At 72.1% G+C, this 21,796-nt stretch carries 15 protein-coding genes and 1 pseudogene; 7 read left to right on the top strand and 9 right to left on the bottom strand.

Annotated features, from left to right (window positions below):
- Positions 1-6: 6 nt before the first annotated feature.
- The gene (locus FVE25_RS12795) at positions 7-3,726 is read right to left on the bottom strand and encodes an nSTAND1 domain-containing NTPase (RefSeq protein WP_157246759.1); all 3,720 of its coding nucleotides are present in this window, start codon (positions 3,724-3,726) and stop codon (positions 7-9) included.
- Between the two features lie 836 nt (positions 3,727-4,562).
- Here FVE25_RS12795 and FVE25_RS12790 point away from each other — a divergent pair.
- The 3 genes and pseudogenes from FVE25_RS12790 to FVE25_RS12780 all read left to right on the top strand — a co-directional run bounded on the left by FVE25_RS12790 (position 4,563) and on the right by FVE25_RS12780 (position 8,185).
- A complete protein-coding gene (locus FVE25_RS12790; RefSeq protein WP_157246758.1) occupies positions 4,563-6,002 on the top strand; it encodes a WS/DGAT/MGAT family O-acyltransferase in 1,440 nt (479 codons plus the stop codon).
- 252 nt (positions 6,003-6,254) lie between these two features.
- Positions 6,255-7,169, top strand: a pseudogene (locus FVE25_RS12785) (RNA polymerase sigma factor); the annotation flags it as partial.
- 77 nt (positions 7,170-7,246) lie between these two features.
- Complete coding sequence (locus FVE25_RS12780; RefSeq protein ID WP_157246756.1) at positions 7,247-8,185, top strand: adenosine deaminase family protein; 939 nt, start codon at positions 7,247-7,249, stop codon at positions 8,183-8,185.
- On the opposite strand, the gene FVE25_RS12775 is transcribed toward FVE25_RS12780, so the two are convergent.
- From FVE25_RS12775 to FVE25_RS12750, 6 genes are all read right to left on the bottom strand, one after another.
- Positions 8,186-8,728, bottom strand: coding sequence for a DinB family protein (locus FVE25_RS12775; RefSeq protein WP_157246755.1), 543 nt, complete (start codon positions 8,726-8,728; stop codon positions 8,186-8,188).
- Between the two features lie 9 nt (positions 8,729-8,737).
- On the bottom strand, positions 8,738-9,613 hold the full coding sequence (locus FVE25_RS12770; RefSeq protein ID WP_157246754.1) for an oxidoreductase: 876 nt from the start codon (positions 9,611-9,613) through the stop codon (positions 8,738-8,740).
- Between the two features lie 145 nt (positions 9,614-9,758).
- The gene (locus FVE25_RS12765) at positions 9,759-10,931 is read right to left on the bottom strand and encodes an ROK family protein (protein WP_157246753.1); all 1,173 of its coding nucleotides are present in this window, start codon (positions 10,929-10,931) and stop codon (positions 9,759-9,761) included.
- Complete coding sequence (locus FVE25_RS12760) at positions 10,928-12,316, bottom strand: FGGY family carbohydrate kinase (protein ID WP_157246752.1); 1,389 nt, start codon at positions 12,314-12,316, stop codon at positions 10,928-10,930. Before FVE25_RS12760 ends, FVE25_RS12765 begins: the two co-directional genes overlap by 4 nt.
- Entirely contained in the window at positions 12,313-13,488 is a 1,176-nt protein-coding gene (gene xylA, locus FVE25_RS12755; protein ID WP_157246751.1) for a xylose isomerase, read from the bottom strand. Before xylA ends, FVE25_RS12760 begins: the two co-directional genes overlap by 4 nt.
- Positions 13,489-13,569: 81 nt before the next feature.
- The gene (locus FVE25_RS12750; RefSeq protein WP_157246750.1) at positions 13,570-14,208 is read right to left on the bottom strand and encodes a VTT domain-containing protein; all 639 of its coding nucleotides are present in this window, start codon (positions 14,206-14,208) and stop codon (positions 13,570-13,572) included.
- Between the two features lie 197 nt (positions 14,209-14,405).
- Between FVE25_RS12750 and FVE25_RS12745 the strand changes: the two genes are divergently transcribed.
- The gene (locus FVE25_RS12745) at positions 14,406-15,143 is read left to right on the top strand and encodes a serine/threonine protein kinase (protein ID WP_157246749.1); all 738 of its coding nucleotides are present in this window, start codon (positions 14,406-14,408) and stop codon (positions 15,141-15,143) included.
- Positions 15,071-16,348 carry a protein kinase family protein gene (locus FVE25_RS12740; RefSeq protein ID WP_181019558.1) on the top strand — a complete coding sequence of 426 codons (1,278 nt, stop codon included), beginning with the start codon at positions 15,071-15,073 and terminating at the stop codon, positions 16,346-16,348. The genes FVE25_RS12745 and FVE25_RS12740 overlap by 73 nt, the downstream gene beginning before the upstream one ends.
- On the opposite strand, the gene FVE25_RS12735 is transcribed toward FVE25_RS12740, so the two are convergent.
- Together FVE25_RS12735 and FVE25_RS12730 are read right to left on the bottom strand one after the other, a co-directional pair.
- On the bottom strand, positions 16,345-17,490 hold the full coding sequence (locus tag FVE25_RS12735; RefSeq protein WP_157246747.1) for a MalY/PatB family protein: 1,146 nt from the start codon (positions 17,488-17,490) through the stop codon (positions 16,345-16,347). The genes FVE25_RS12740 and FVE25_RS12735 overlap by 4 nt on opposite strands.
- Positions 17,487-19,064 carry an APC family permease gene (locus FVE25_RS12730; RefSeq protein ID WP_157246746.1) on the bottom strand — a complete coding sequence of 526 codons (1,578 nt, stop codon included), beginning with the start codon at positions 19,062-19,064 and terminating at the stop codon, positions 17,487-17,489. The genes FVE25_RS12735 and FVE25_RS12730 overlap by 4 nt, the downstream gene beginning before the upstream one ends.
- Before the next feature lie 74 nt (positions 19,065-19,138).
- Between FVE25_RS12730 and FVE25_RS12725 the strand changes: the two genes are divergently transcribed.
- Both FVE25_RS12725 and FVE25_RS12720 read left to right on the top strand, forming a co-directional pair.
- Positions 19,139-20,059 (top strand): LysR family transcriptional regulator, encoded by a 921-nt coding sequence (locus FVE25_RS12725; RefSeq protein ID WP_157246745.1) that lies wholly within the window; start codon positions 19,139-19,141, stop codon positions 20,057-20,059.
- 169 nt (positions 20,060-20,228) lie between these two features.
- The gene (locus FVE25_RS12720) at positions 20,229-21,770 is read left to right on the top strand and encodes a fused MFS/spermidine synthase (RefSeq protein ID WP_157246744.1); all 1,542 of its coding nucleotides are present in this window, start codon (positions 20,229-20,231) and stop codon (positions 21,768-21,770) included.
- The last annotated feature ends 26 nt before the right edge of the window (positions 21,771-21,796 follow it).

Raw genomic sequence — 21,796 nt, 5'->3', positions numbered from 1 at the left:
CCGGCGTCAGCGCAGGACGGATTCGGGGTTCAGGGGCCAGACGATGACGGTCTGATCGGTGCTGCCCGAGGCGAGGGTGGTGCCGTCGGGGCTGAAGGCGAGGGTGGTGACGGCTCCGGTGTGACCGGTCAGGGTGGCCCAGGTGGTGCGCTGCTCCAGGTCCCACAGCAGGATGGAGCCGTCGCTGCCGGCGATGGCCAGCAGGCGCCCGTCACTGCTGAAGGCCACCGCCCGCGCGGGGGCCGGGGTGTTGGGCGGTGCGGGGATCTTCGTCCGGGTCTGGGCGTCCCAGAGCGTGACCTTGCTGTCGGTGAGCGTGGCCAGGTGCCGCCCGCCGGGGCTGTAGGCGCTGCGCACCTCGCTGGTCCGTGCCGGGTCGGTGTGCGTGGGCGGGGACGGCGTCAGGGGCTTGGCGGGGATGCCCTGGGCGACGAGGCGGTCCTGGTGGAGGCAGATCAGCTGGTCCCCCTGCGGGGTGAAGACGGCGCCCGGGCACTCGACGGCGCCCTGGAGCAGGGTGTTGGAGCCCATGTCCCACAGATAGGCGTGACCGTCGGCGGTACGGCCGAGCAGGGTGCGGCCGGTGGAGCTGAAGGCCAGGTGGTTCGGCTGCTGCGCGTAGGCAGGGACGGCGAACGGGAGCGTGCCGAGCTGCTCGCCGGTGGAGGAGTCCCAGAGCCTGATCCGGGCGTCCGGCTTGGACGTGGCCGAGTGGCTGGTGACCAGGATGCGGCCGTCGGGGCTGTAGGCGGCGGCCTCGGGGGAGGAGGGGTCCGCGAGCAGGAAGGTGCCGGCCCGGCGGGTGGCGAGGTCCCAGGTCCGCGCGGTCACCTGGTCGAGCGTGGTGATCCTCTTGCTGTCCGGGGCGTAGGCGATGGAGCGGATGGGGTTCGTGTGGCCGATGAGCGGCAGGCTGGCACGGTCATGGATGGCGATGACGCCGGTGTGATCGGCCGTGGCGAGCAGGCGCCCGTCCTGGCTGAGGGTCAGCGCGATCACGTCCCCCGGGTAGCTTTGCACCGTGGCGCTCGGCTTTTTTTCGGCCACGTTCCAGAGAGAGATCTGGCCCTGCTTGTGGCCGAGGTAGAGAAGGTGGCCGCCCGGGGAGATCGCCGACACCCAGCTCCGGGTGTCGCCGTACCACTCCTTCTTCCCGGTGAGCGCCTCGATGACCGAGACGCCGACGTCGTAGTCCTCGAGCTCGAGCCGGACGCTCCCGTCGTGGCTGTAGTCGGGGAACAACGGGAAGGGGAAGGGCTGATCGCCGGTGGGCAACCCGAGGGCGCGGGCGCGGATCGCCGTGGCCTGGGCGGTCTTCAACCGCTCGATCGCGGGCGCGCCCCGATAGGTCGTCGTCTTGCGGCTGGCGATGTCCCACACCGTCACGGAGGGCGCCTCGGCCGTGCGCTTCTCGTCGCCTTTGACCTCGAAGGGCTGTGCGGCGATCTGGCGACCGTCGAAGCTGAAGGCCAGCGTGCGGGCAGAGGTGGTGTAGGCCAGTTTCGTGACGGGCTGGTTGGTGGGCAGGTCCCACACCCAGACCATCTCCTCCTCCTCGAAGGCGAGACGTTTGCCGTCGGGACTGAACGTGATGGCGGAGGCTTTGTGGCCGATGGTGGCCACCAGGGCGCCGCTTTCCGTGTTCCAGATCCGCACCGGTCCTGCCTGGCGCTCGGCGTAGGCCAGCAGCCGCGCGTCGGGGCTGAAGGCGAGCGCCGCGGCGACCCGCCTCTGGTTGGGGTCCTGTCCTTGGCCGGGATCGTTCAGGTGGACGCTGGCGCGGGGGACGGCGGTGATGCTGAGCAGGCTGCTGCGGGCTTCGGCGGTCGGCGCCCGCCGGTATGCGTCGCCGGCCAGGCGCAGGGCCCGGGGGGTGTTGGTGCCCGCGGCACGCTGGGCCTGCGCGGCCAGTTCCCTGGACTGGGACTGGGCGAGTTCGTGCTCGGCGAGCTGACGCTGTTGCACCGCGAGGACGGCGGCGCTGGAGACGAGCAGAAGCAACACCCCGAGCGCCGCCGACAGGGTCCGGAACCGGTGGCTGATGCGCCGCACCGCCACCTGCCTGGCCTCGTCCGCGCTGATGCTGGCATCCAGGAACGCCCGTTCGTCGGCGGTGAGCCCGGCGTGGTCGTTGTGGGCGGCCCAGTCGCGGGTGAGGGCCAGCCGTGCGCCCTGGTACAGGCCGCTGGGATCGCGGCCGAGCTCTCGCCAGGTCGAGGTGGCCTCGGCCAGTTGCTGCCGGATGCGCAGGCCCTGCCGGTCGGCCGCCACCCAGTCCCGCAGCCGGGGCCAGGAGGTGATCACCGCTTCGTGCGCCAATTGCACGGTCTGGGCGTCGGCGGTGATCAGCCTGGCGTGGGTCAGCCGGTCCAGCACCGCGCCCAGCCTGCCCGCCGTGTCACCGTCCGCCCTCTCGTTGAGCGCGGGGGGCGTGTGGGCGGAGTCCGGCAGGCCGGGTTCGGGCGGGCTCGTGCCGGACAGGTCGGCGCGGGGCAGCGGGCGGCGGGTGACCTGGCCGTCGGCGTCCACCGTGATCAGCCGCAGGAGCAGCCGGCGGGCGGCATCCTGCTGGTCGGGCGAGAGCGTGACGTAGGCCGCTTCCGCGGTCTGGGCGATGGCGCCGTGGATGCCGCCGGCGCTGTGGTAGGCGTGCAGGGTGAGGTTCTTGCCGCGGCGCCGGCGCCAGGTCTCCAGCAGCGCGTGCGAGACCAGCGGCAGCGCGCCCGGCTGGTCGGCGGTCTCGGCCACGATCGTGGCCACCAGCGCCGGCTCCACCATGACGTGCTGCAGGGCAGCGGGTTTGACCACCACCTGGCGCAGCTCGGCCGCGCTCATCGGCGTCACCAGCACGGTCGCGGCCTGAAGCGCCTGGGCCAGCGCGCGGTGGGCGGCGCAGTGCCCGTAGAAGTCCGCCCGCAGGCCCAGCACCACCCGCACCCGGCTGCCCGCCCATCGGGCCGACACCAGCACCGAGGCGAACGCGGCCCGCTCCCGCGCGCTCGGGCACAGGGCGAAGACCTCCTCGAACTGGTCCACCACCACCAGTAACTCCGCCTTCGGCCCGGCGGGCAGCGCGCCGAAGCGGTCGGCCAGCTCCGTCAGGTCGCCCCCGGCCAGGTCGCCGGCGGCCAAGCCGTCCTCTCCGTTCGGCTGCGCGGGCGCGGCGCCCGAAGCCGGCCCCGTTCCGGCGGTGGCGAGGGCTTCGTACAGGGCGGTGAGCGGGCTGCGGCCCGGGGCGAACACGATCACGCCGATCTCCGTCGCGCCCGGCAGGAGGCGGGCGCGGGCGGCCGGGATCAGCCCCGCCCGCAGCAATGACGACTTCCCGCTGCCCGACGGCCCGACCAGCGCCAGGAAGCGCCGCTCGCGCAACTGCTCGAGCAGGCCGGCCACCAGCTCGTCGCGGCCGAAGAACCGATCGGTGTCCCGGACGCCGTAGCCGGCCAGCCCCACGTAGGGCGCCTGCGGGGCCCCGTTCGCCTCCTTGGCCCGCGGCGTCTCTCCGGCCGCGCACGTGACGGCGGAGGTGTCGAGGATGTCGGGGGCGATCGCCAGCAGGGCCTCGGTGGTGCGCCAGCGCTGCTCCCACTCCTGCTGGTCCCCGCCGCAGGCCCCGGCGAAGGCCAGGGTCACCGCCAGGCTCGGCAACCGGTCACCCCGCGCCGCCCCCTGCAGCGCGGTGGCCGAATAGCCGGCGCGGTGAGCCAGTTCCCGATACGTGGGCATGCCCGCGTCTTCCCGCAATCGCCGCAGCGCGTGCGCGAACGCCTCTATGGGACCCGCCTGCGGATCCAATGCTTTCTCCGGACGACCCATGCGGACTATTCGACACACATTGACGGCGTTTCGGCAATAGCCCGGACGAGAAACATCGCATACGTTTCCAAGGTTTTCGTGCCGATGCATGTTCATCGAGATCGCCCTCCGGCCCCGCCGGCGTACAAAGGGGAGGGAACGGCATCTTCTCTCGCGCCGGCCGTACCGGCACGACATAAGCCCAGGTCATCTCGCCTGCGGGCACGACGGGCGGACGGCCGGGCCCGGCCGGAGCGGCGTTGAAAAGCGGGAAAAGGGGCTTGGTGTTCGAGGGCGACTCGCCCAGAATCAAGCAAGGAAGCACCACTCCCTCTCGTTTCTAGGGAATCGGGTAAGCCTTACCGACCTAAACGGAATTTGCTCATCGGGGGATAGGTCGGCAAGCAGAAGCTGATTTCACTATTCATCGACGGGGGACGCATCGAGAGGAGGGGCCTGTGCGGCATTCGCCTCCGGCTTGAGGCGCGGCGGTACAGCCAAGAAAAGTGTCAACGGGGGGCTGAACCGCTGCACGACCTCGGTGCGGCGCACGTGGTCCGGCGACGGGTTGTCGTGTCGTTTGAGGGGGCCGGACCGGCCGGCGCGCCACGGGGGCACGGGATGGGCATTGGATTGATCATTGTGAGTGGGCCGCCGGCGGGGCCGGGCATGGTTGACGGGCGTACGCCCGCCCTGCCCGGCCCCGCCACCACCGGCCTTGTGGCGGCGGCCGCGGCGTGATTGGTTCGGTGGCGGAGGTGTGACCTGTGCCACAACTGACCGCCCTGGATGCCCAGTTCCTGCATTTCGAGACCGCCACCAACGTCGCCAACATCGCCGGCCTGGCCATCCTCGAGGGCGACGTCAACCGCAGCGACCTGCAGGCTCTGCTCGAGGCGCGGTTGCCGTACATTCCCGCCCTGCGGCGCAAGCTGGCGCCGGTGCCCTTCGGGCTGGATCATCCGTACTGGGTGGGTGAGGACGACCTCGACCTCGACTACCACGTGCGGGAGATCGGCCTGCCGCCGCCCGGCGACGACCGGCAACTGGCCGAGCAGGTGTCCCGGCTGCATCCGCGCCGCCTGGACCGCAGGCGGCCGCTGTGGGAGATCTACCTGATCCACGGGTTGTCCGGCGGGCGCATGGGCCTCTACACCAAGATTCATCACGCGGCGGTCGACGGCGTCGGCGGGGCGGACGTGCTGGCCGCCCTCCTCGACCTCACGCCGGTGCCCGCGCCGCCGCCCGCGGGGCGCCCCGAGCCCGACGAGCCGACGCCGGACGGGCTGGAGATGGCCGGCCGGGCGCTGATCAGGATGAGCGGCAACCCGGCCCAGGCGGTCCGCTTCGCCGCCGGGGCGCTGCCGCATCTGGACGAGATTCCGCTGGTGTCGTGGATTCCCGGCGCCCGGCTGGTGTCGGGGCTGGCCAGGAGGCTGGCCGGATCGCAGGTGCCGGAGCTGCCGTCGCTGCCCGCGCCGAAGACGCCCTTCAGCGGGCCGGTCTCGGAGCATCGGCGCTTCGCGTTCGTCTCGCTGCCGCTGGAGGAGGTCAAGCAGGTGCGCAAGGCCGCCGGGGTCACCGTCAACGACGTGGTCATGGCCGTGTGCGCGGGGGCGCTGCGGCGGTGGCTGGCCGTTCACGGCGGGGTGCCGGACATGCCGCTGGCCGCCGGGGTGCCGTTCTCGCTGCGGTCGGCGGGGGAGGACGGGCCGGGGAACCAGGTGACGATCATGACGGCGCCGCTGGCCGTACACCTGGCGGATCCGATGGAGCGGCTGCGGCACGTGCGCGAGGCGATGCGGCGGATCAAGGACAGGTTCTCGCTGGCGCCGGCGCGGTGGTTGCGGGAGTTCAGCGAGTCGATGCCGGCCGCGCTCATGGGGCTGGCCTCGCGTTCGGCGTTCGGGCTGGTCGGGCAGACGGCGCCGCCGATCAACGTGGCGATCTCGAACGTGCCCGGGCCGCAGTTCCCGCTGTACGTGTGCGGGGCGCGGCTGCTGACCCACTATCCCGTCTCGGTGATCACCGACATGAGCGGCGGGGTGAACATCACCGCCTTCTCCTACGACGGCTCGCTGGACATCGGCGTGATCACCGACCGGCGGATGGTGCCGGACGCCTGGGAACTGGCTCGCCATCTGCGCGAGGCGCTGGACGAGCTGCTCCATGCTGGTTTGGTCGGCGATGTCAAGAGTCTTGGCTGATGGAGCTTGGTTGCCCCGTGCGTTGGGTAGCGTGAAGGAGCAGCCTCCGCTCAGCATCCCCATCTAAAAATTTTAGGTCCGTCCTCATTTTAGGTTGACGATACGCCAGTGTCAACCTAAACTTAGGTGTGTCCTAAGTTTGGAGAAGGGTTCGTCTTGCCGCAACTCACCGCGCCATCGTCGAAGCAGATTCACCCAAGCGAGGAGAGCGTCTTGTCCGAAGTAGCAGAGCTTCCCGTCCTGGACGACACCGCTCCGGGCACCGGCGACTCGGTCAAGGCATACCTCAAGGAAATCGGCCGCGTCCCTCTCCTCACCGCCGAACAGGAGATCGAGCTCGCCAAGCGCATCGAGGCCGGGCTGTTCGCCCGCGAACGGCTCGAGACCGAGCCCGGCCTGCCCGCCGACCTCCGCGCCGACCTGGAATGGATCGCCGAGGACGGCCTGCGGGCCAAGGAGCGCATGCTTGAGGCCAACCTGCGCCTGGTCGTCTCCATCGCCAAGCGCTACACCGGCCGCGGCATGCTCTTCCTCGACCTCATCCAGGAAGGCAACCTCGGCCTCATCCGCACCATCGAGAAGTTCGACTACCGCCTCGGCTTCAAGTTCTCCACCTACGCCACCTGGTGGATCAAGCAGGCCATCACCCGGGCCATGGCCGACCAGGCACGGACCATCCGCATCCCCGTGCACATGGTCGAACTGATCAACAAGGTCGCCCGCGTGCAGCGCCGGATGCAGATCGAGCTCGGCCGCGAACCCACGCCGGAGGAGATCGCGATCGAGGTCGAGCTGACCCCCGATCGCGTGATCGAGGTCCAGACCTACAGCCGCGAGCCCATCTCCCTGCACACGCCCCTGGGAGAGGAGGGCGACAGCGAGTTCGGCGACCTCATCGAGGACACCGAGGCCGTCTCCCCGGCCGACGCCGTCTCCTTCACCCTCATGCAGCAGCAGCTGCGCGGGCTCCTGAACGACCTCACCGAGCGCGAAGCCGGCGTCATCAGCATGCGCTACGGCCTGGTCGACGGCCGGCCGATGACACTCGACGAGATCGGCAAGGTCTACGGGGTCACCCGCGAGCGCATCCGGCAGATCGAGTCCAAGACCATGTCCAAGCTCCGCCACCCCTCGCGCGCCCTGGCCCTGCGCGACTACCTGAGCTGATCGCCACCCGGGCGGGACATCCGGACCGCCGGAAAACCGGATGCCCGCCCGCCCGGCATCGGGCTAGGGTCCGTGCGGTGAGAGATCTGCGCGCGCTGCCCAAGGCCCACCTGCACGTTCACCTGGAAAGCACCGTCCGCCCCGAAACCTCCCTGGAACTGGGCGGGCCCGGCGGGCGCGGCGGCCCCTTCGCCACCTTCCGCGACTTCGCCGACCACCGCGCGCAGGTCCGCGAGCGCCTGACCGAACCCGCGCACTTCCGCCGCATCGCCCGCGAGTTCTGCGAAGACGAGGCCGCCCAGGGCACCCGCTACGCCGAGGTCAGCTTCACCGCCGCCGCCCACGGCGACCGCCTCGGCGACCCGGAGATGCCGCTGGAGGCCGTGCTCGAGGGCCTGGCGGAAGGCCGCGGCCACGGCATCGAGACCCGCGTGATCCTCGACCACTCCCGCCGCCGCCCCGTCGAACGCCTCTGGCAGACGCTCAAACTCGCCCAGCGCCACCCCGAGGTGATCGCCATCGGCCTGGCCGGCGACGAAGCCTACGGCCTGGCCCCCTTCACCGGCGTCTTCGCCGCCGCCCACGAGGCCGGCATCCACCTCGTGCACCACGCCGGCGAGGCGGCCGGTCCGCAGAGCATCCGCGACGCCCTCGGCCCCGGCCGCGCCGAACGCATCGGCCACGGCATCCGCATCCTCGACGACCCCGCCCTCACCGCCGAGGTCGCCGCCGCCGGGATCGCGCTGGAGGTCTGCCCGAGCTCCAACGTCCTGCTCAAGCTGGTGCCGTCCCTGCCCGAGCACCCCCTGCCCCGCCTGCTGGAGGCCGGGCTCCTGGTGACGATCAACACCGACGGCGAGGCCGACCTGGCCGGCGAGTACCGCCTCCTGCGCGAGGTCTTCGGGTACGGCGACGCCGTACTGGCCGAGCTGGCCGCGAACGGGGTGCGCGCCTCCTTCGCGCCCGGCGAGCTCAAGGACGAGATGCTGACCGGCATCGCGCGCTGGCTCGCCTAGTCACATCCCGGTGGCACCGTCGATGCGCTCCCGCAGAAGATCCGCGTGGCCGTTGTGCCGGGCGTACTCGGCGATCATGTTCACCAGGATGCGCCGCAAGGAGATCGGCGCGCCGGTGCTCCTGCGGATTCCCGTCGCCTCGAGGTCCGGGGCGTCATCCGTGATGCGCCGGGAGTGCTCGCACTCCGCCCGCCAGCCGGCGAACGCCTCCTCGACATCCCCGTCCAGGTCGTCGAAGTCCTGGTCGGGTTCGTCGTCGGAGTAGTACAACAGCGGGACGTCCTCGCCGGCGAACTGGATGCGGAACCACCACCGCTCCACCCCGGCCAGATGCCGCACCATCCCGTGCAGGGACAACCCCGACGGCGGCACCGCCCGCTCCGACAGCCGCTCCGGCGGCAGACCTGCGCATTTTCCGTCGAACGTCGCCCGATGCCAGTCCAGGACCGCGGTCAGGATCTCTCGTTCACCGCCGACATCCGGTGGCTCGGGCCGCTCGCTCACGTTCCACCGGGGCGCGTAGTGCTGGGGTGTGTCGGTCATAGGGCGAGGTTACGACGCGCCCAGGGCGGTGAGGCGAGCCACCTCCTCGCCGGACAGGCGCAGGTTTCCCGCCGCCACGTTCTCGGCGAGATGGCCGGGGTCGCCGGTGCCCGGAATGGCGAGCACGTGGGCTCCCTGGTGCAGCGTCCACGCCAGCCGTACCTGCGCCGGAGTGGCGTCGTGCGCCCGGGCGACGGCGAGCACCTCGTCGGGTTCGGCGGCGGTCGCCCCCGCCTCGCGCCCGGCGCCCGCGATCGCGAAGAAGGGGACGTAGGCGACGCCGAGCTCGCCGCAGGTGCGCAGGAGCTCCCGTTCGGTAGCCGGGGCGCCGATGCCGAAGGGGTTCTGCACGCAGACCACCGGGGTGATGGCGCGGGCCTCGTCGAGTTGCCGCACGGTGACGTTCGAGATCCCCAGGTGCCGGATGAGCCCGGCCTCGCGCAGCGCGGCCAGGGCGGCGACGTGCTCCCCGATCGGGCCGTCCTTCCGGCTGGGCGGGACGCGCAGGTTCACCACGTCGAGATGGTCGCGGCCGAGCCCGCGAAGGTTGTCCTCGACCTGGCCGCGCAACTGCTCGGGCGCGGCCCACCACCACGCGCCCGACGCGTCGCGCCCCGGCCACACCTTGGTGGTGATCACGAGGTCGTCCGGGTAGGGGGCCAGCGCTTCGCGGATCAGCTCGTTGGCCGACAGATGCGGGGAGAAGTAGAAGGCGGCGGTGTCGATGTGGTTGACCCCGAGCTCGATCGCGCGCCGCAGCACGGCGATCGAACGCTCGCGGTCGGCCGGGACGCCCTCGCCGAAGGCGGCACTGCCCGTCAGGCGCATGGCGCCGAAACCGATCCGGTTGACGGTCAGATCGCCGAGCCGCCAGGTGTTCGTCATCGTGGAGGTCCTTGTCTCAGGTGATCGCGGACATGAAAAAGCCTCCTCGGGCGGACGGGGTCCGGCGGAGGAGGCTCAGATAGTGATGATCAGGATATCAGGGGCAGGTTCGCCGCGTGCCGAAACGCACCGATGCCGCCCACGCTCACCTGGGCTGCCCACCTCCCACGAGCAGGTGCGGCTGTGCACACGCCAGCTGGGTGATGATCCCGGCCGCGCCCTGGACAGCCGCCCGATCTCCGAGCTCGGACGCCCGCAGCTCGGTCGGCCGCAGAGCGTCGGCCAGCACGCGCGACGTGAGCTCCTCCTGTACGGCCGGCCGCAGATAGGCGAACAGCCGGGCGTAGACGCCGCCGAGCACGACGGCGGGCAGGTCGCACAGGTTCAGCAACGAGGCCAGCGCCACGCCCAGCGCGCTGCCCGCCGCCCGCGCCGCCTCCACGGCCGCGGCCTCGCCGGACTCCAGCGCGTGCAGGAACGACGGGAGATCGCCCCGCCCGGAGGCGTCGAGCATCGCCCGCAACCCCGCGTAGCGCTCGACGCACCCGCGCCCGCCGCACGTGCACGGCCGCCCTTCGCGCTCGATCACGAGGTGCCCGAACTCGCCGGCGAAGCCCCTGGCCCCGCGGAGCACCTCGCCGTTGATCACGAGCCCCGCGCCGACGCCGGCCTCGCCGGAGACGTAGGCGAAGTCGCCGCCGGTGACGCCGACCGGCCACAGGTGGGCACGGGCGGCGAGGCTGGCCTCGTTGCCGGTCTCGACGATCGGCAGGCGCAGGGCGGCCGCCAGGTGTTCGCCCGGCCGCGTGCCCACGAACTGCGGCAGGTTCGGCGCCCGGATCACCTGCCGCTCGTGGACGACTCCGGGTACGGCGAGGCCGGCGCCGAGGACGGGCCCGGCGGCCTCGCCGTACAGGGACTGGGCCAGGGCGGTCAGCTCGTCGAGCAGATCGCCCGCCGGACGGCCGCGGTTGTCCGTGTCGCGGCGGCGGAAGTGCTGGAGCCGGCCGTCGAGGGTCAGGGTCGCGGCGGCGATGTAGCCGACGTTCACCTCCGCGCCGATGGCGACCGGCGCGCAGGGGTGGAACCGCAGCGGGTGCGACGGCCGGCCGCGGCCGTTCGCCTCGGCCAGGTCCTCGATCAGCAGGCGGCCGGCGAGCAGGGGTTCGACCAGGCTCGCGACGGTGGCCTTCGTCAGGCCGGTGCGCTGGGCGAGCTGCGCCCGCGAGCCCGGCCGGGAGGCCAGGGCCAGCAGCACGGCGGTGAGGTTCGCCTGGCGGAGCGCCCGCAGGTGTGCCGGGCCGCGTGGGGCGGTCATCGGCCGAGGTGGTGGTCGGCGGCTTCGGCGTAGCGCTCGCGCAGGCCCGCGGCGGGCGGTGACTCGTAGACGTCAGGGGGCGGTGCGGTGCCGTGCCATGCGGGCGGCTCGCCCAGGAGCACCCGGGCGGCCTGGCGGGCCATGCCGTCGGCGACGTATTCACCGGCCGCGGGCACGATCACCGGGAGCCCGAAGACCGACGGCGCGATCCGCCGCACCGCGGGGGCGGCCGCCGCCCCGCCGATCAGGCGCACGGCGCCGAGCCGTACGCCCTGGGCGGCCAGCGGCTCGAGAGCGGCCGCCAGGCCGCACAGCATTCCCTCGACCGCGGCCCGGGCGACGTTGGCCGGTGTCGCGTTGCCGGCGGTGAGGCCGTGGAGGGATCCGGACGCGTGCGGCCGGTTCGGGGTGCGCTCGCCCTCGAGGTACGGGACGAGGACCAGGCCCTCCGCGCCCGGCGGCGCGCTGAGCGCCAGATCGCTCAGGCGCATCAGGTCCACGCCGAGCATGGCGGCGGCCGCGTCCAGCACGCGGGCGGCGTTCAGCGTGCAGACGAGCGGCAGATGACCTCCTGTGGCGTCGGCGAACCCGGCCACCGTGCCCGTGGGATCGGCGGGGCGGCGGTGGTGCCGGGCCATCAGGACCCCGGAGGTGCCCACGGACACCACGACGTCCGATCCGGCGTCGACCCCCAGCATCGCGGCCGCGTTGTCACCGGCTCCCGCGCCCAGCGGCAGCCCGTCCGCCGACGTGGTGTGCTCGTAGGGGCCGAGGACGCGGGGCAGCACGACGTCGTCCCGGCCGAAGGCCAGGCGCAGCAGGTCGCCGCAGTAGCCGCCGGACACCGAGTCGAAGTAGCCGGTGCCGGACGCGTCGGAACGATCGGTGGTCAGCTCGCCCAGGCCGGTCGCGCCGCGCATCCGCCAGGTGAGCCAGTCGTGCGGCAGGCACACCGCGGCGACGCGGGCGGCGTTCGCGGGCTCGTGCTCGGCGAGCCAGCGCAGCTTCGTGACGGTGAGGGAGGCCACGGGAACGGAGCCGACCCGCTCGGCCCACGCGGCGGCGCCCAGCTCGCGGACGAGGTCCCCGGCCGCCCCGGCCGAGCGGACGTCGTTCCACAGCAGGGCGTCGCGCACGACCCGGCCGCCGGCGTCCAGGCACACCATGCCGTGCTGCTGGCCCGCGATGCTCATCGCCGACACGTCCGCCGTCCCGCCGGCCGCCGCGATCGCCTCCCGCAGGGCGCGCCACCACGCCTCCGGATCGACCTCGGTCCCGGCGGGGTGCGCCGCGCGGCCCCGCCGTACCAGCGCGCCCGTTTCCGCGTCCCGGATCACGACCTTGCACGACTGGGTCGACGAATCGACCCCGGCCACGAGGGTCACCTGGCTCCCATCAGGTGCTCCACCGCGAGCTGGTTGAGCCGCACGAAGCCGCAGCCGCGCTCGCCGAGCTTGACGGGATCGCCGTCGTCGCCGGCCGCCAGCAGGTCGTCGTAGCCCTCGCCCGGCGCCAGGGTGGGCACGCGCAGGTCGGGGACCCGGGCGCTCGCCAGGGCCGCCCGCACCTCGGGGTCGGCACGGAAGGCCCGGGCGCGCTCCTTCAGCAGCAGGTAGGTCCGCATGTTGGCCGCGGCCGACGCCCAGACGCCGTCGGCGTCCTCGGTGCGCGAGGGCTTGAAGTCGAAGTGCCGCGGCCCGTCGTAGGCCGGGCCGCCGCCCGGGCCGCCGTGCTCGAGCAGATCGACGAGGGTGAAGGCGCTCATGAGGTCGCCGTGGCCGAAGACCAGGTCCTGGTCGAACTTGATCCCGCGCTGGCCGTTCAGGTCGATGTGGAAGAGCTTGCCGTGCCACAGCGCCTGGGCGACGCCGTGGGCGACGTTCAGGCCCGCCATCTGCTCGTGCCCGACCTCCGGATTGACCCCGACGAGCTCCGGGCGCTCCAGGCCGGCGATGAACGCGAGCGCGTGGCCGACCGTCGGCAGCAGGATGTCGCCACGCGGCTCGTTCGGCTTGGGCTCCAGCGCGAACCGGATCGGGTACCCGCGCTCGGACACGAAGGCGGTGAGCAGGTTGACCGCCTCTCGGTAGCGGTCCAGCGCCGCCGGCACGTCCTTGGCCGGGTCGTACTCGGAGCCCTCCCGCCCGCCCCACATCACGTAGGTCGCGGCCCCGAGCTCGGCGGCCAGCTCGACGTTGCGCAGCACCTTGCGCAGCGCGAACCGGCGCACCGACCGGTCGTTGCTCGTGAGCCCGCCGTCCTTGAACACCGGGTGCGTGAACAGGTTGGTCGTCATCATCGGCACGACCAGGCCCGTCTCGGCCAGCGCGGCGCGAAAGCGGGCCACCCGGCGCTCCCGCTCGGCCGCGGGGGCGCCGAAGGGCACCAGATCGTCGTCGTGGAAGGTGACCCCGTACGCGCCGAGCTCCGCCAGGCGGTGCACCGCCGCGACGGGGTCCAGGGGCGGGCGGGTCGCGTCGCCGAACGGGTCGCGGCCCTCCCACCCGACGGTCCACAGGCCGAAGGAGAACTTGTCGTGCGTCGTGGGTGCGGTCATGAACGCCACCATTTAGTTTGAGCACTGAACTATATGGTGACGAACGTAAGAGACTCCCGGCCGGATGGCAAGAGCCGTGCGTCAGTGGCCGGACGGGCCCTCGTCCCCCTGGAGCTGCCCGGCGGGGGCCGGGTCGCCCGGGGGCTGCGCGGCGGGAGCCGGGGTCAGGCGCCGGCCGGCGAACCAGCAGATGCCGGAGGCCAGGGCGACGAGGAGGAAGACGATGATGCCGTCGGCCGTCGTCGCGCCGCGCCAGCCGGCGTAGGAGAAGGCGGCGGCCGGGCCGGCCGCGCCGATGACGGCGGCGGAGAACGCCGCCAGCGGCCGCATGCCGAAGGCGCCGGTGGAGAAGGCGACCGTCTCGGCCAGGAGGGGAAGGGGCCGGCTGACCACGATGGCCAGCATGCCCCAGCGTTCCACCATGGCCGCGGCCCGCGTGACGTCACCGCCGGGCAGAACCGTCTTCAGTGAGCCCTTGGACCGCCGGCCGATGTAGTAGCCGACGGCGAAGCTTCCGACGCTGCCCACGACCGACAGCGCCATGCCTCCCGCCCAGCCGAAGGTCGCCCCCAGCGCCACCATGACCACGCTGGCGGGCAGGGGGACCAGGACGTCGACGACCAGGAGCGCGACGCCGATGGCCGCGGCGACCACCGAGTACGAGCCCAGCCACGATCGCGGGTCGGTGAGCAAGGGGATGCCCGCCGCTTCGACGAGCAAGAACACAATCAGAGAAACCGTCAGAACTCCGGCGGGCAGCATCCAGGCGCGCAAACGTGGCAACCCCATCAGCTCCTGTCAGTGAGAACGTTTGAGTGCGGTTGATCTCATGACCATAGCAACTTGCAAACTTCATTGACTGAGAGAAAGCTGAGAAGTCAATTTCTGGAAAGCCCAGCCGCTGCGACAATTGAGGCATGCTCGTCATTCAGCCGGATGAAGGGACAAGTTTCCCGGTCAGGGAGTTGTCCGACGGTGCCCGCGTGGTGTTCGGGCGGGCCGGCGCGGCCGTGGAGCTGCCGGTCGCCGCGAACCTGGGCCTGTCCCGGCAGGGTGGGTCGATCACCGTAGTGGGTGACCACTGGGCGATCTCCAACACCAGCTCGCGCAGCACCTACGTGGTGGAAAACCCCGAGGGCGGGGGAGAATTCGTCAAGGTCACGCCCGGGGCGCGCGAGGTGCCCATCGGGTACGGCTTCGCCCGGGTGGTGCTGCCCGCCCTCGGGAGTCCGGTGAGCTTCCTGGTGTGGGCGCCCCGGGACATCGGACGGCCGGCGACGGCCGTGCCGTACGACACCCGGAGCGTTTATGACCTCGATCGGGGAAAGAAGTACTTTCTCGTGCTGGTGGCGTTGTGTGAGCCCCGGTTACGGGTGGCGTCGTCGGCGCGGATACCCACGGTGCCGCAGATCCTCAGACGGCTGGGCGATCCCACGTTGACGAGATTTGCCGTTAACCATCACATTCGCTATCTCGCCGTGGAAAAACTTCGCATTCGGGAGGAACCGCTGACCGGCAAGGCCGACTGGCAGCGGGCGGCCCGCTCACCGGCCGGGCCGACGTCTTCGCCTGGGCGTGCACCATGGTGTACGCGGCCGGTGGCCGGGCGCCGTTCGGGCAGGATTCCGCGCCGCTGGTCATGCACCGGGTCCTGAACCTCGAGCCCGACCTCGGCCCGCTCGACGGCGCGTTACGCGACCTGGTCTCCGCCTGCCTGGCCAAGGATCCACGGCGGCGGCCGAGCGCGCGGCACCTGCTCGACCGGCTGCTCGACCTGCCCGCCGCGCCCGCGTTCTGCCCGCTGCCCCCGCCCGCCCCGCCGGTCTCCGGTGAGCAGACCATCGTGCCGCCGCCGCTGAAGGAGCCGGGCACCGGCCTGACCCGCAGACGCGCGCTGGGCGCGCTCGGCGCCGTGCTCGCGATGACCGCGGGCAGCGGCGGGCTGATGCTGGCCAACCGGCCGGACGGGCCGCCCGACCTGCCCGGGCTCGAAGGCGGGCTGGTCCCCGACCCGGGCGGGCCCGTGGAGCTGACCTCCTACACCGACTCCGCCGTCGGCCACGCCTACGTCGCCGACAGGAGGAGCGGCGCCTTCGAGCGCACGAGGTACTGGCTGGCGGTCGTCTCCCCGAAGCGCCGGTACGTCGCCGCGGTCCCCACGATGCCGGAGAACACCAGGCACCTGAACGTCCTCGACCGCGACACCCGGCGCGAGCAGACCGTGGACCTCGGCCGGCGCTTCATGGCGCCGCAGTGGGCGCCCGGCGGCGGCAGGCTGCTGGTCACCCTCCTGGACGAGGAGGACCTGACAAGGGCCACCGGCTTCGCGATCATCACCGTGGACGGCGACCGGCATCGGATCACGCCGGTCCCCGTGAACGAGCCCACCGTGGGCTGGCTGCGCTGGCGGCTGTACCCGGGCGCCTTCGCCTGGGACCGCCAGGGCAAGGGGGTCGTCGCCGCCTCCCTCGAGGGCAACTGGCCGGACAAGCGCCTCACCCGCTACGACCTCACCGGCAGGCCCCTCGCGTCGCTGCCCCCGACCGGGCCCAACGTCGGCACGCCGTACTCACCCGACGGCCGGCACCTGGCCGTGCAGCACGAGCTCGCCGAGAGCGACGGCGGCTCGGTGCGCATCTACGACCCGAAGGGCGGCCTGGTCAGGCAACTGGATCTGCCGGCCGCCCGGCTGGCGGGCTGGTACGACGCGACCCACGTGATCGTCTACACCTTCTCGGGCGACACCGGGCAGACCCGGGTCGTCGGCATCGACGGCACACCGGGCCGCGTCCTGATCACCAACGGCGGCAAGCCGCAGATCTGGAACCTCACCCCCTACTTCTCGCCGCGGATCGCCTAGACGCCCTCGGCGCGGCCGAGCAGGCAGGCGGTGATCCGGTCGAGGGCCTCCTTGAGCACGCCGGGCGGCGTCGCGAAGTTGAGCCGGACGAAGCCGTTGCCCGCCGCCCCGTGATCGGCGCCCGCGGTCGTGGCCACGCCGGTCCGCCGGAGCAGGTGGGCGGCCGGATCGGCGAGGCCGAACCGGCGCAGGTCGAGCCAGGCGAGGTAGCCGGCCTGCGGTTCGACGTAGCCGATGTCCAGGGCGGCGAGCGCGTCGGTGACGAGCTTGCGGTTGCCGTCCAGGAACCGCACGGCCTCGCGCAGCCACGGCCGGCCGTCGCGGAAGGCGGCGACGGTGGCCGACATGCCGAGCGGGCTCATGCCGCCGACCGCCGCCCTCGGCAGCTTGGCCCAGATCCGGGCGTCCCCCGGGTCGCTGAAAACGATCAGCCCGCAGCGCAGGCCGGGGAAGTTCCACGCCTTGGTGGCGCTGATCAGGGTGACCGCGGTGTCGTCGAGCGAGCCGTACGGGGTGAAACCGGGTTCGTAGCGCAGCGGCGCGTGGATCTCGTCGCTGATCACCTTCGCGTCGTAGCGCGCGGCGAGCGCGGCCAGCTCCCGCAGCGGGCCGCGTTCGAGGACGCGGCCGGTCGGGTTGCCGGGATGGCACAGCAGCACGCTGCCCGCGCCCGCCCGCAGGGCCCGCTCGATGCCGTCGAGGTCGAGCTCGTAGCCGTGCTCCCCGGTGCGCATCGGCACCTGGACGGCCTGGCGGCCGGCGACCCCGATGGCGTCGAAGAAGCGGCCGTAGACCGGCGTCGGCACGACCACCGGCGAACCCGCCCTGGTCAGATGCGTGACGGACATGGTCACGCCGCGCATCAGCTCCGGCAGCAGCCGGATCCGGTCCGGGCCGACGCCGAGGCCGTGCTCTTCGGTGAGCCATTCACTGGCCGCCTGGGGAACCTCGCTGAGCTCGTCGGCGACCGGGTAGCCGAACGCCTGCCGGCGCACGGCGTCCTGGACGGCGGCGAGGACGGGGCCGGGGACCGGCAGGTCCATCTCCGCGACGGTGAGATCGATGACATCCCGGTCGAACTGGGTCCAGCGCTTGTTCTGCCGGGCGCGGGATCGCTCGAGGTCCCAGTCGAGGTCGATCAAGCCATGCTCCTTGCTTCTTGTGGGGTTGCGGTCGCCGCCAGCGATCGCTGGTGGCGCAGGCCGGATCGGTGCGCGAGCCACCAGATGCCCGCGCTGAGCGCGCCGACGAGCAGTGAGTCGTACGGCGCGGCGACGATGCCGGCGCCGCCGAACGAGCCGAGCGCGGACAGGGCGGCGAGCATCACCAGGAAGCCCACCAGCCAGCCGCCCACCGCGCGCAGGCGGGAGGTCCGGACGAGGTAGATCAGGAAGCCGATCAGCAGGAGCGGCACCGCGACCCGGATCTTCTCCCAGGTCGACCAGTAGAGGATGAGCCCGGACAGCACGAAGGAGGCGAAGCCGACCGGGATGGCCCAGCGCCGCAGCCAGCCCTGCTCCGGCGGGGTCGCCGCGGCGAGGACGGTGACCGCGACCGAGACGGCGGCGTAGCTGAGCCCGTAGTAGAAGCTCAGCGAGCTGGCGATGGACTTCCAGTTGCCGAACGTGAGCACGATGACGGAGCCGATGCCGACGTTGAGCATCAGGGCCCGCCGGGGGATGCCGAAGCGGGCGTCCACCTTGGCCAGGGCGGCGGGCAGCAGGCCGTTCTGCGCGGCGCCGTAGGTGTAGCGGCCCTTGACCCCGATGCCGATGAGCAGGCTGCCGGACGGGGAGAAGACGGCGTCGGCGAGCAGCACGGTGGCGAACCAGGACAGGCCGAGCAGGGTGGCGAGGGAGGCGAGCGGCGAGTTGAGGTTGATGCCGTGCCAGCCGCTGCCGAGCAGCCCGTTGGGCAGCGAGAAGATCATGACCGCCTGGAGTCCCATGTAGAGGACGATCGTCCCGGCCAGCACGATCAGCGTGGCCCTCGGCACGGTGCGGCGCGGGTCCTTGGCCTCGCCGGACATCACCGCGGCGGCGTTGATCCCGGTGAAGGAGTAGACCAGGCCGCCGCCGACCACGGCGGTGAGCGCCGCAGAGACGCCGTAGGGCGCGACCCCGCCGCCGGTCGCGATGTTGGTCGTGTCGAAACCGCTGGCCAGCAGAAGGATCACCGTCAGGGCGGGGATGACCACTTTGATGGTGGCGACCACGTTGTTCACCCGGGCGAGCATTTTGATGCCGAACAGGTTGATCGCGCAGAAGAAGACGAGCAGCCCGGCGGCGATCAGCCGTCCCGGCCAGCTCAGCGATTCGCCGGACATCACCCACGGCAGCCACTTGGCCGCGTACTGGACGACCGCCGTCGACTCGCTCGGCCCGGCGCTGACCGCCTGCAGGAACACGGCCCAGCCGACCAGGGAGCCGACCAGGGGGCCGGAGGCCAGTTGCGGCCACCGGACGTTGCCGCCGGACATCGGATGGCGGAAGGCGAGGTCGATGAAGGCCAGGGCCACCAGCGCGGTGGCGACCGAGGCGATGGTCCAGGACAGGAAGGCCGCCGGCCCCGCCGCCTTGGCCGCGGTGTAGGGCGCGAGCAGCCAGCCGGAGCCGATGACGCTGGAGAAGGTGATCAGGGAAAGGGAGGTGGTGCCGAGTCCGCGCCGCAGGCGCAGATCTTCATCCGGTGAAACGGCCGACAGCGTCTCTGACATGCCCTGAACTATTGACGATGACCCAATTGCCTAGGTAGACCCGAAATGTCTGGGGCCAGGGTTAGGCTGTGCCTATGACTGTCCCCGGGTTCGACGGCACCGGTCACAAGATCGAGACCATGGATCTCGTCGTGTTCACCACCGTGGTGCGCACGGGCAGTCTCGGTGCCGCGGCGACCGAGCTCCGGCTGTCGATGCCGTCGGTCAGCGCCCGGATCGCCGCCATGGAACGCAAGCTCGGCACCACCTTGTTCGTGCGCAGCGCGCGGGGGAGCGCGACCACCCCGGCCGGCGAACGGCTGAACGACTACGCCCAGCGCTGCCTCGACCTGCTCGACGAGGCGGCCATCGCCGTGGCCACGCACGAGACCCAGCGGCTCGTGCTCGCCGCGCCCGCGAGCCTCGGCGACATCGTCTTCCCCGCCGCGCTGCGGGCCGTCGCCGGCCGGCCGATCGCCGTGCACTGCCGGGTCGCGCACAGCGGCGAGGTCGTCGGCCGCCTCGGCGACGGCACCGTGCACGCCGGCTTCGTGATGCCCAAGGTGCCGCTGCGCGCGTTCCGCTCGGAGCCGATCAGCCAGTCCGCGCTGGTGGCGGTGTGCCGCCCCGACCACCCCCTTGCCGAGCGCCGCCGCGTGCGGATCGAGAATCTCGGCCGCACCGGCGTCGTCGTCTACCGATGGGGCCGCGACGCCCAGGAACTCGCCGCCTCGCTCGAGCAGCCGGACCGCGGGCTGGACGCCCCGATCCACACGACCGGCCTGCCCTCGACCGCGATCCGGCTGGCGGTCGACGCGGGCTTCGTCGCCGTGATCCCCCGCTTCGTCGCCGCACGCTCGATCCGGGACGGCGAGACCGTGCTCCTGCCGCTGCGCTTCGGCGGCTGGCGGGTCGACGTGCAGTTCGTCTACGCCTCGGCCACCGCCGACCGGCTCGGCGTGCGCACCCTGCTGGACAACCTGCCCGCCATCCGCGCCGCCTTCGACGACGACTGATCCGCCGGAGTCTGGAGCCCGGCGAACGGCCTGGAAAACGGCGTTTCCGCAGCCTGAAAGACTGGTGAAAGGGTCTCGCCATGAAGCCGCAAGGAAGCCGCCCGCCCCTCTAGCCCGGTGTTTAGGTGAGGGGCACGACGGCATTCACAGTCGAGCGGCGGAGACCGACGTGGTTGATCTGAGAAAGCAACGCGCCCCCGAACAGACCGGCAGAAGAGAGGGCCCGGCGAGCCTGCCCATCTGGGCCGCCGCGGTTCTGGTGTTCGCCTCGGCGGGTGCCGTCCTCGTGCTCGAGATCATGGCGGTACGACTGGTGGCGCCGTACATCGGCATCAGCCTCCAGGTGAACTCCGCCATCATCGGCACCGCCCTGACCGCGATCGCCATCGGCGCCTGGGCGGGCGGCCGGATCGCCGACCGGGTGAACCCGCGCCGCCTCATCGGCGTGCTGCTGCTCGTCAGCGGTGTCTTCACGCTGCTCGAGCTGCCGCTGGTGAGGTGGATCGGCCAGATCATCAACGGCACCAGCGCGGTCCCGGTCCTCATCCTGGCGGCCCTGTCCGTCGTCGTGCCGGCGACCCTGCTGTCCACGATCAGCCCGCTCGTCGTCAAGCTGCAGCTGCACGACCTGCGGCGGACGGGCAGGGAGGTGGGACGGCTGTCCGCGCTGGGCACGGTCGGCGGGATCATCGCGACGTTCGTGACGGGCTTCGTGCTCGTCGCCTCCCTGCCGAGCACCACGGTCATGGTCGGGCTGGGAATCGTGCTGATCCTGCTCGGCGTCATCGCCGACTTCGTGCTGCGCAGGAAGACCGGCATCGCGGCCGCGATGACCGTGCTGGCCGTCGGGGCGGCGTTCCTCACGGTCGCCGGGCCGGGGCCGTGCGACAAGGAGACGACGTACAACTGCGCCCGCATCACCGCCTTCCCCGAGGACCCGTCGGTCCGGGTGCTCAAGGTGAGCAACTCCGAGATCGGCTACACCGACATGGACGAGCCGACCCGCCTGCACATGGGGTACGTCCAGGCCATCGCCGCCGCCACCGACCTGCTGAACCCGGGCGGGCGCCTGGACGGCCTGCACATCGGCGGCGGCGCGATGACGCTGGCCACCTACCTCGAACAGACCAGGCCAGAAGGGACGCAGACGGTCTACGAGATCGACCCCGGCCTCGTCGAGCTGGCCCGTGAGAAGCTCGCCTTCCGGGAGAGCGACCGGCTGCGCGTCCACGTCAAGGACGGGCGGCTGGGCCTGCAGGAGCAGCGCTCGGGCGGCTACGACGTCGTGATCGAGGACGCGTTCGGCGCCTTCGCGCCGCCCTGGCACCTGACCACGACCGAGATCGTGCAGGAGGCCCGGCGCACGCTCCGGCCCGGCGGGATCTACGCGGTCAACCTCATCGACTTCCCGCCCGCCCGCTTCGCCCGCGCCGAGGTGGCGACGCTGCGCGCGGTCTTCCCCCACGTCGTGCTCGTCTCCTACGACGCGATCGTCAACGGGTCCGAGGGCGGCAACATGGTGCTGCTCGCCTCCGACCGCCCGATCCCGGTGGACCGGCTGCAGCAGAACGTCTCCCGGCTCGACCAGACCAAGCTGCTGAAGGTCGCCGACGAGAAGCGCACCGCGCGCTTCGCGGGTGACGAGCGACCGCTGACCGACGATCACGCGCCCGTGGACCAGCTCATCACCGTTCCCTTCCGCTACTGGTGAGCTGACCCCGGCGGCCTTCGGCACGA

It is taken from the genome of Nonomuraea typhae (assembly GCF_009760925.1).
In the GTDB taxonomy this organism is placed as follows: Bacteria; Actinomycetota; Actinomycetes; order Streptosporangiales; family Streptosporangiaceae; genus Nonomuraea; species Nonomuraea typhae.
The sequence above is the reverse complement of the archived record's forward strand: the minus strand, read 5'-3'. Positions and strand labels throughout refer to the sequence as shown.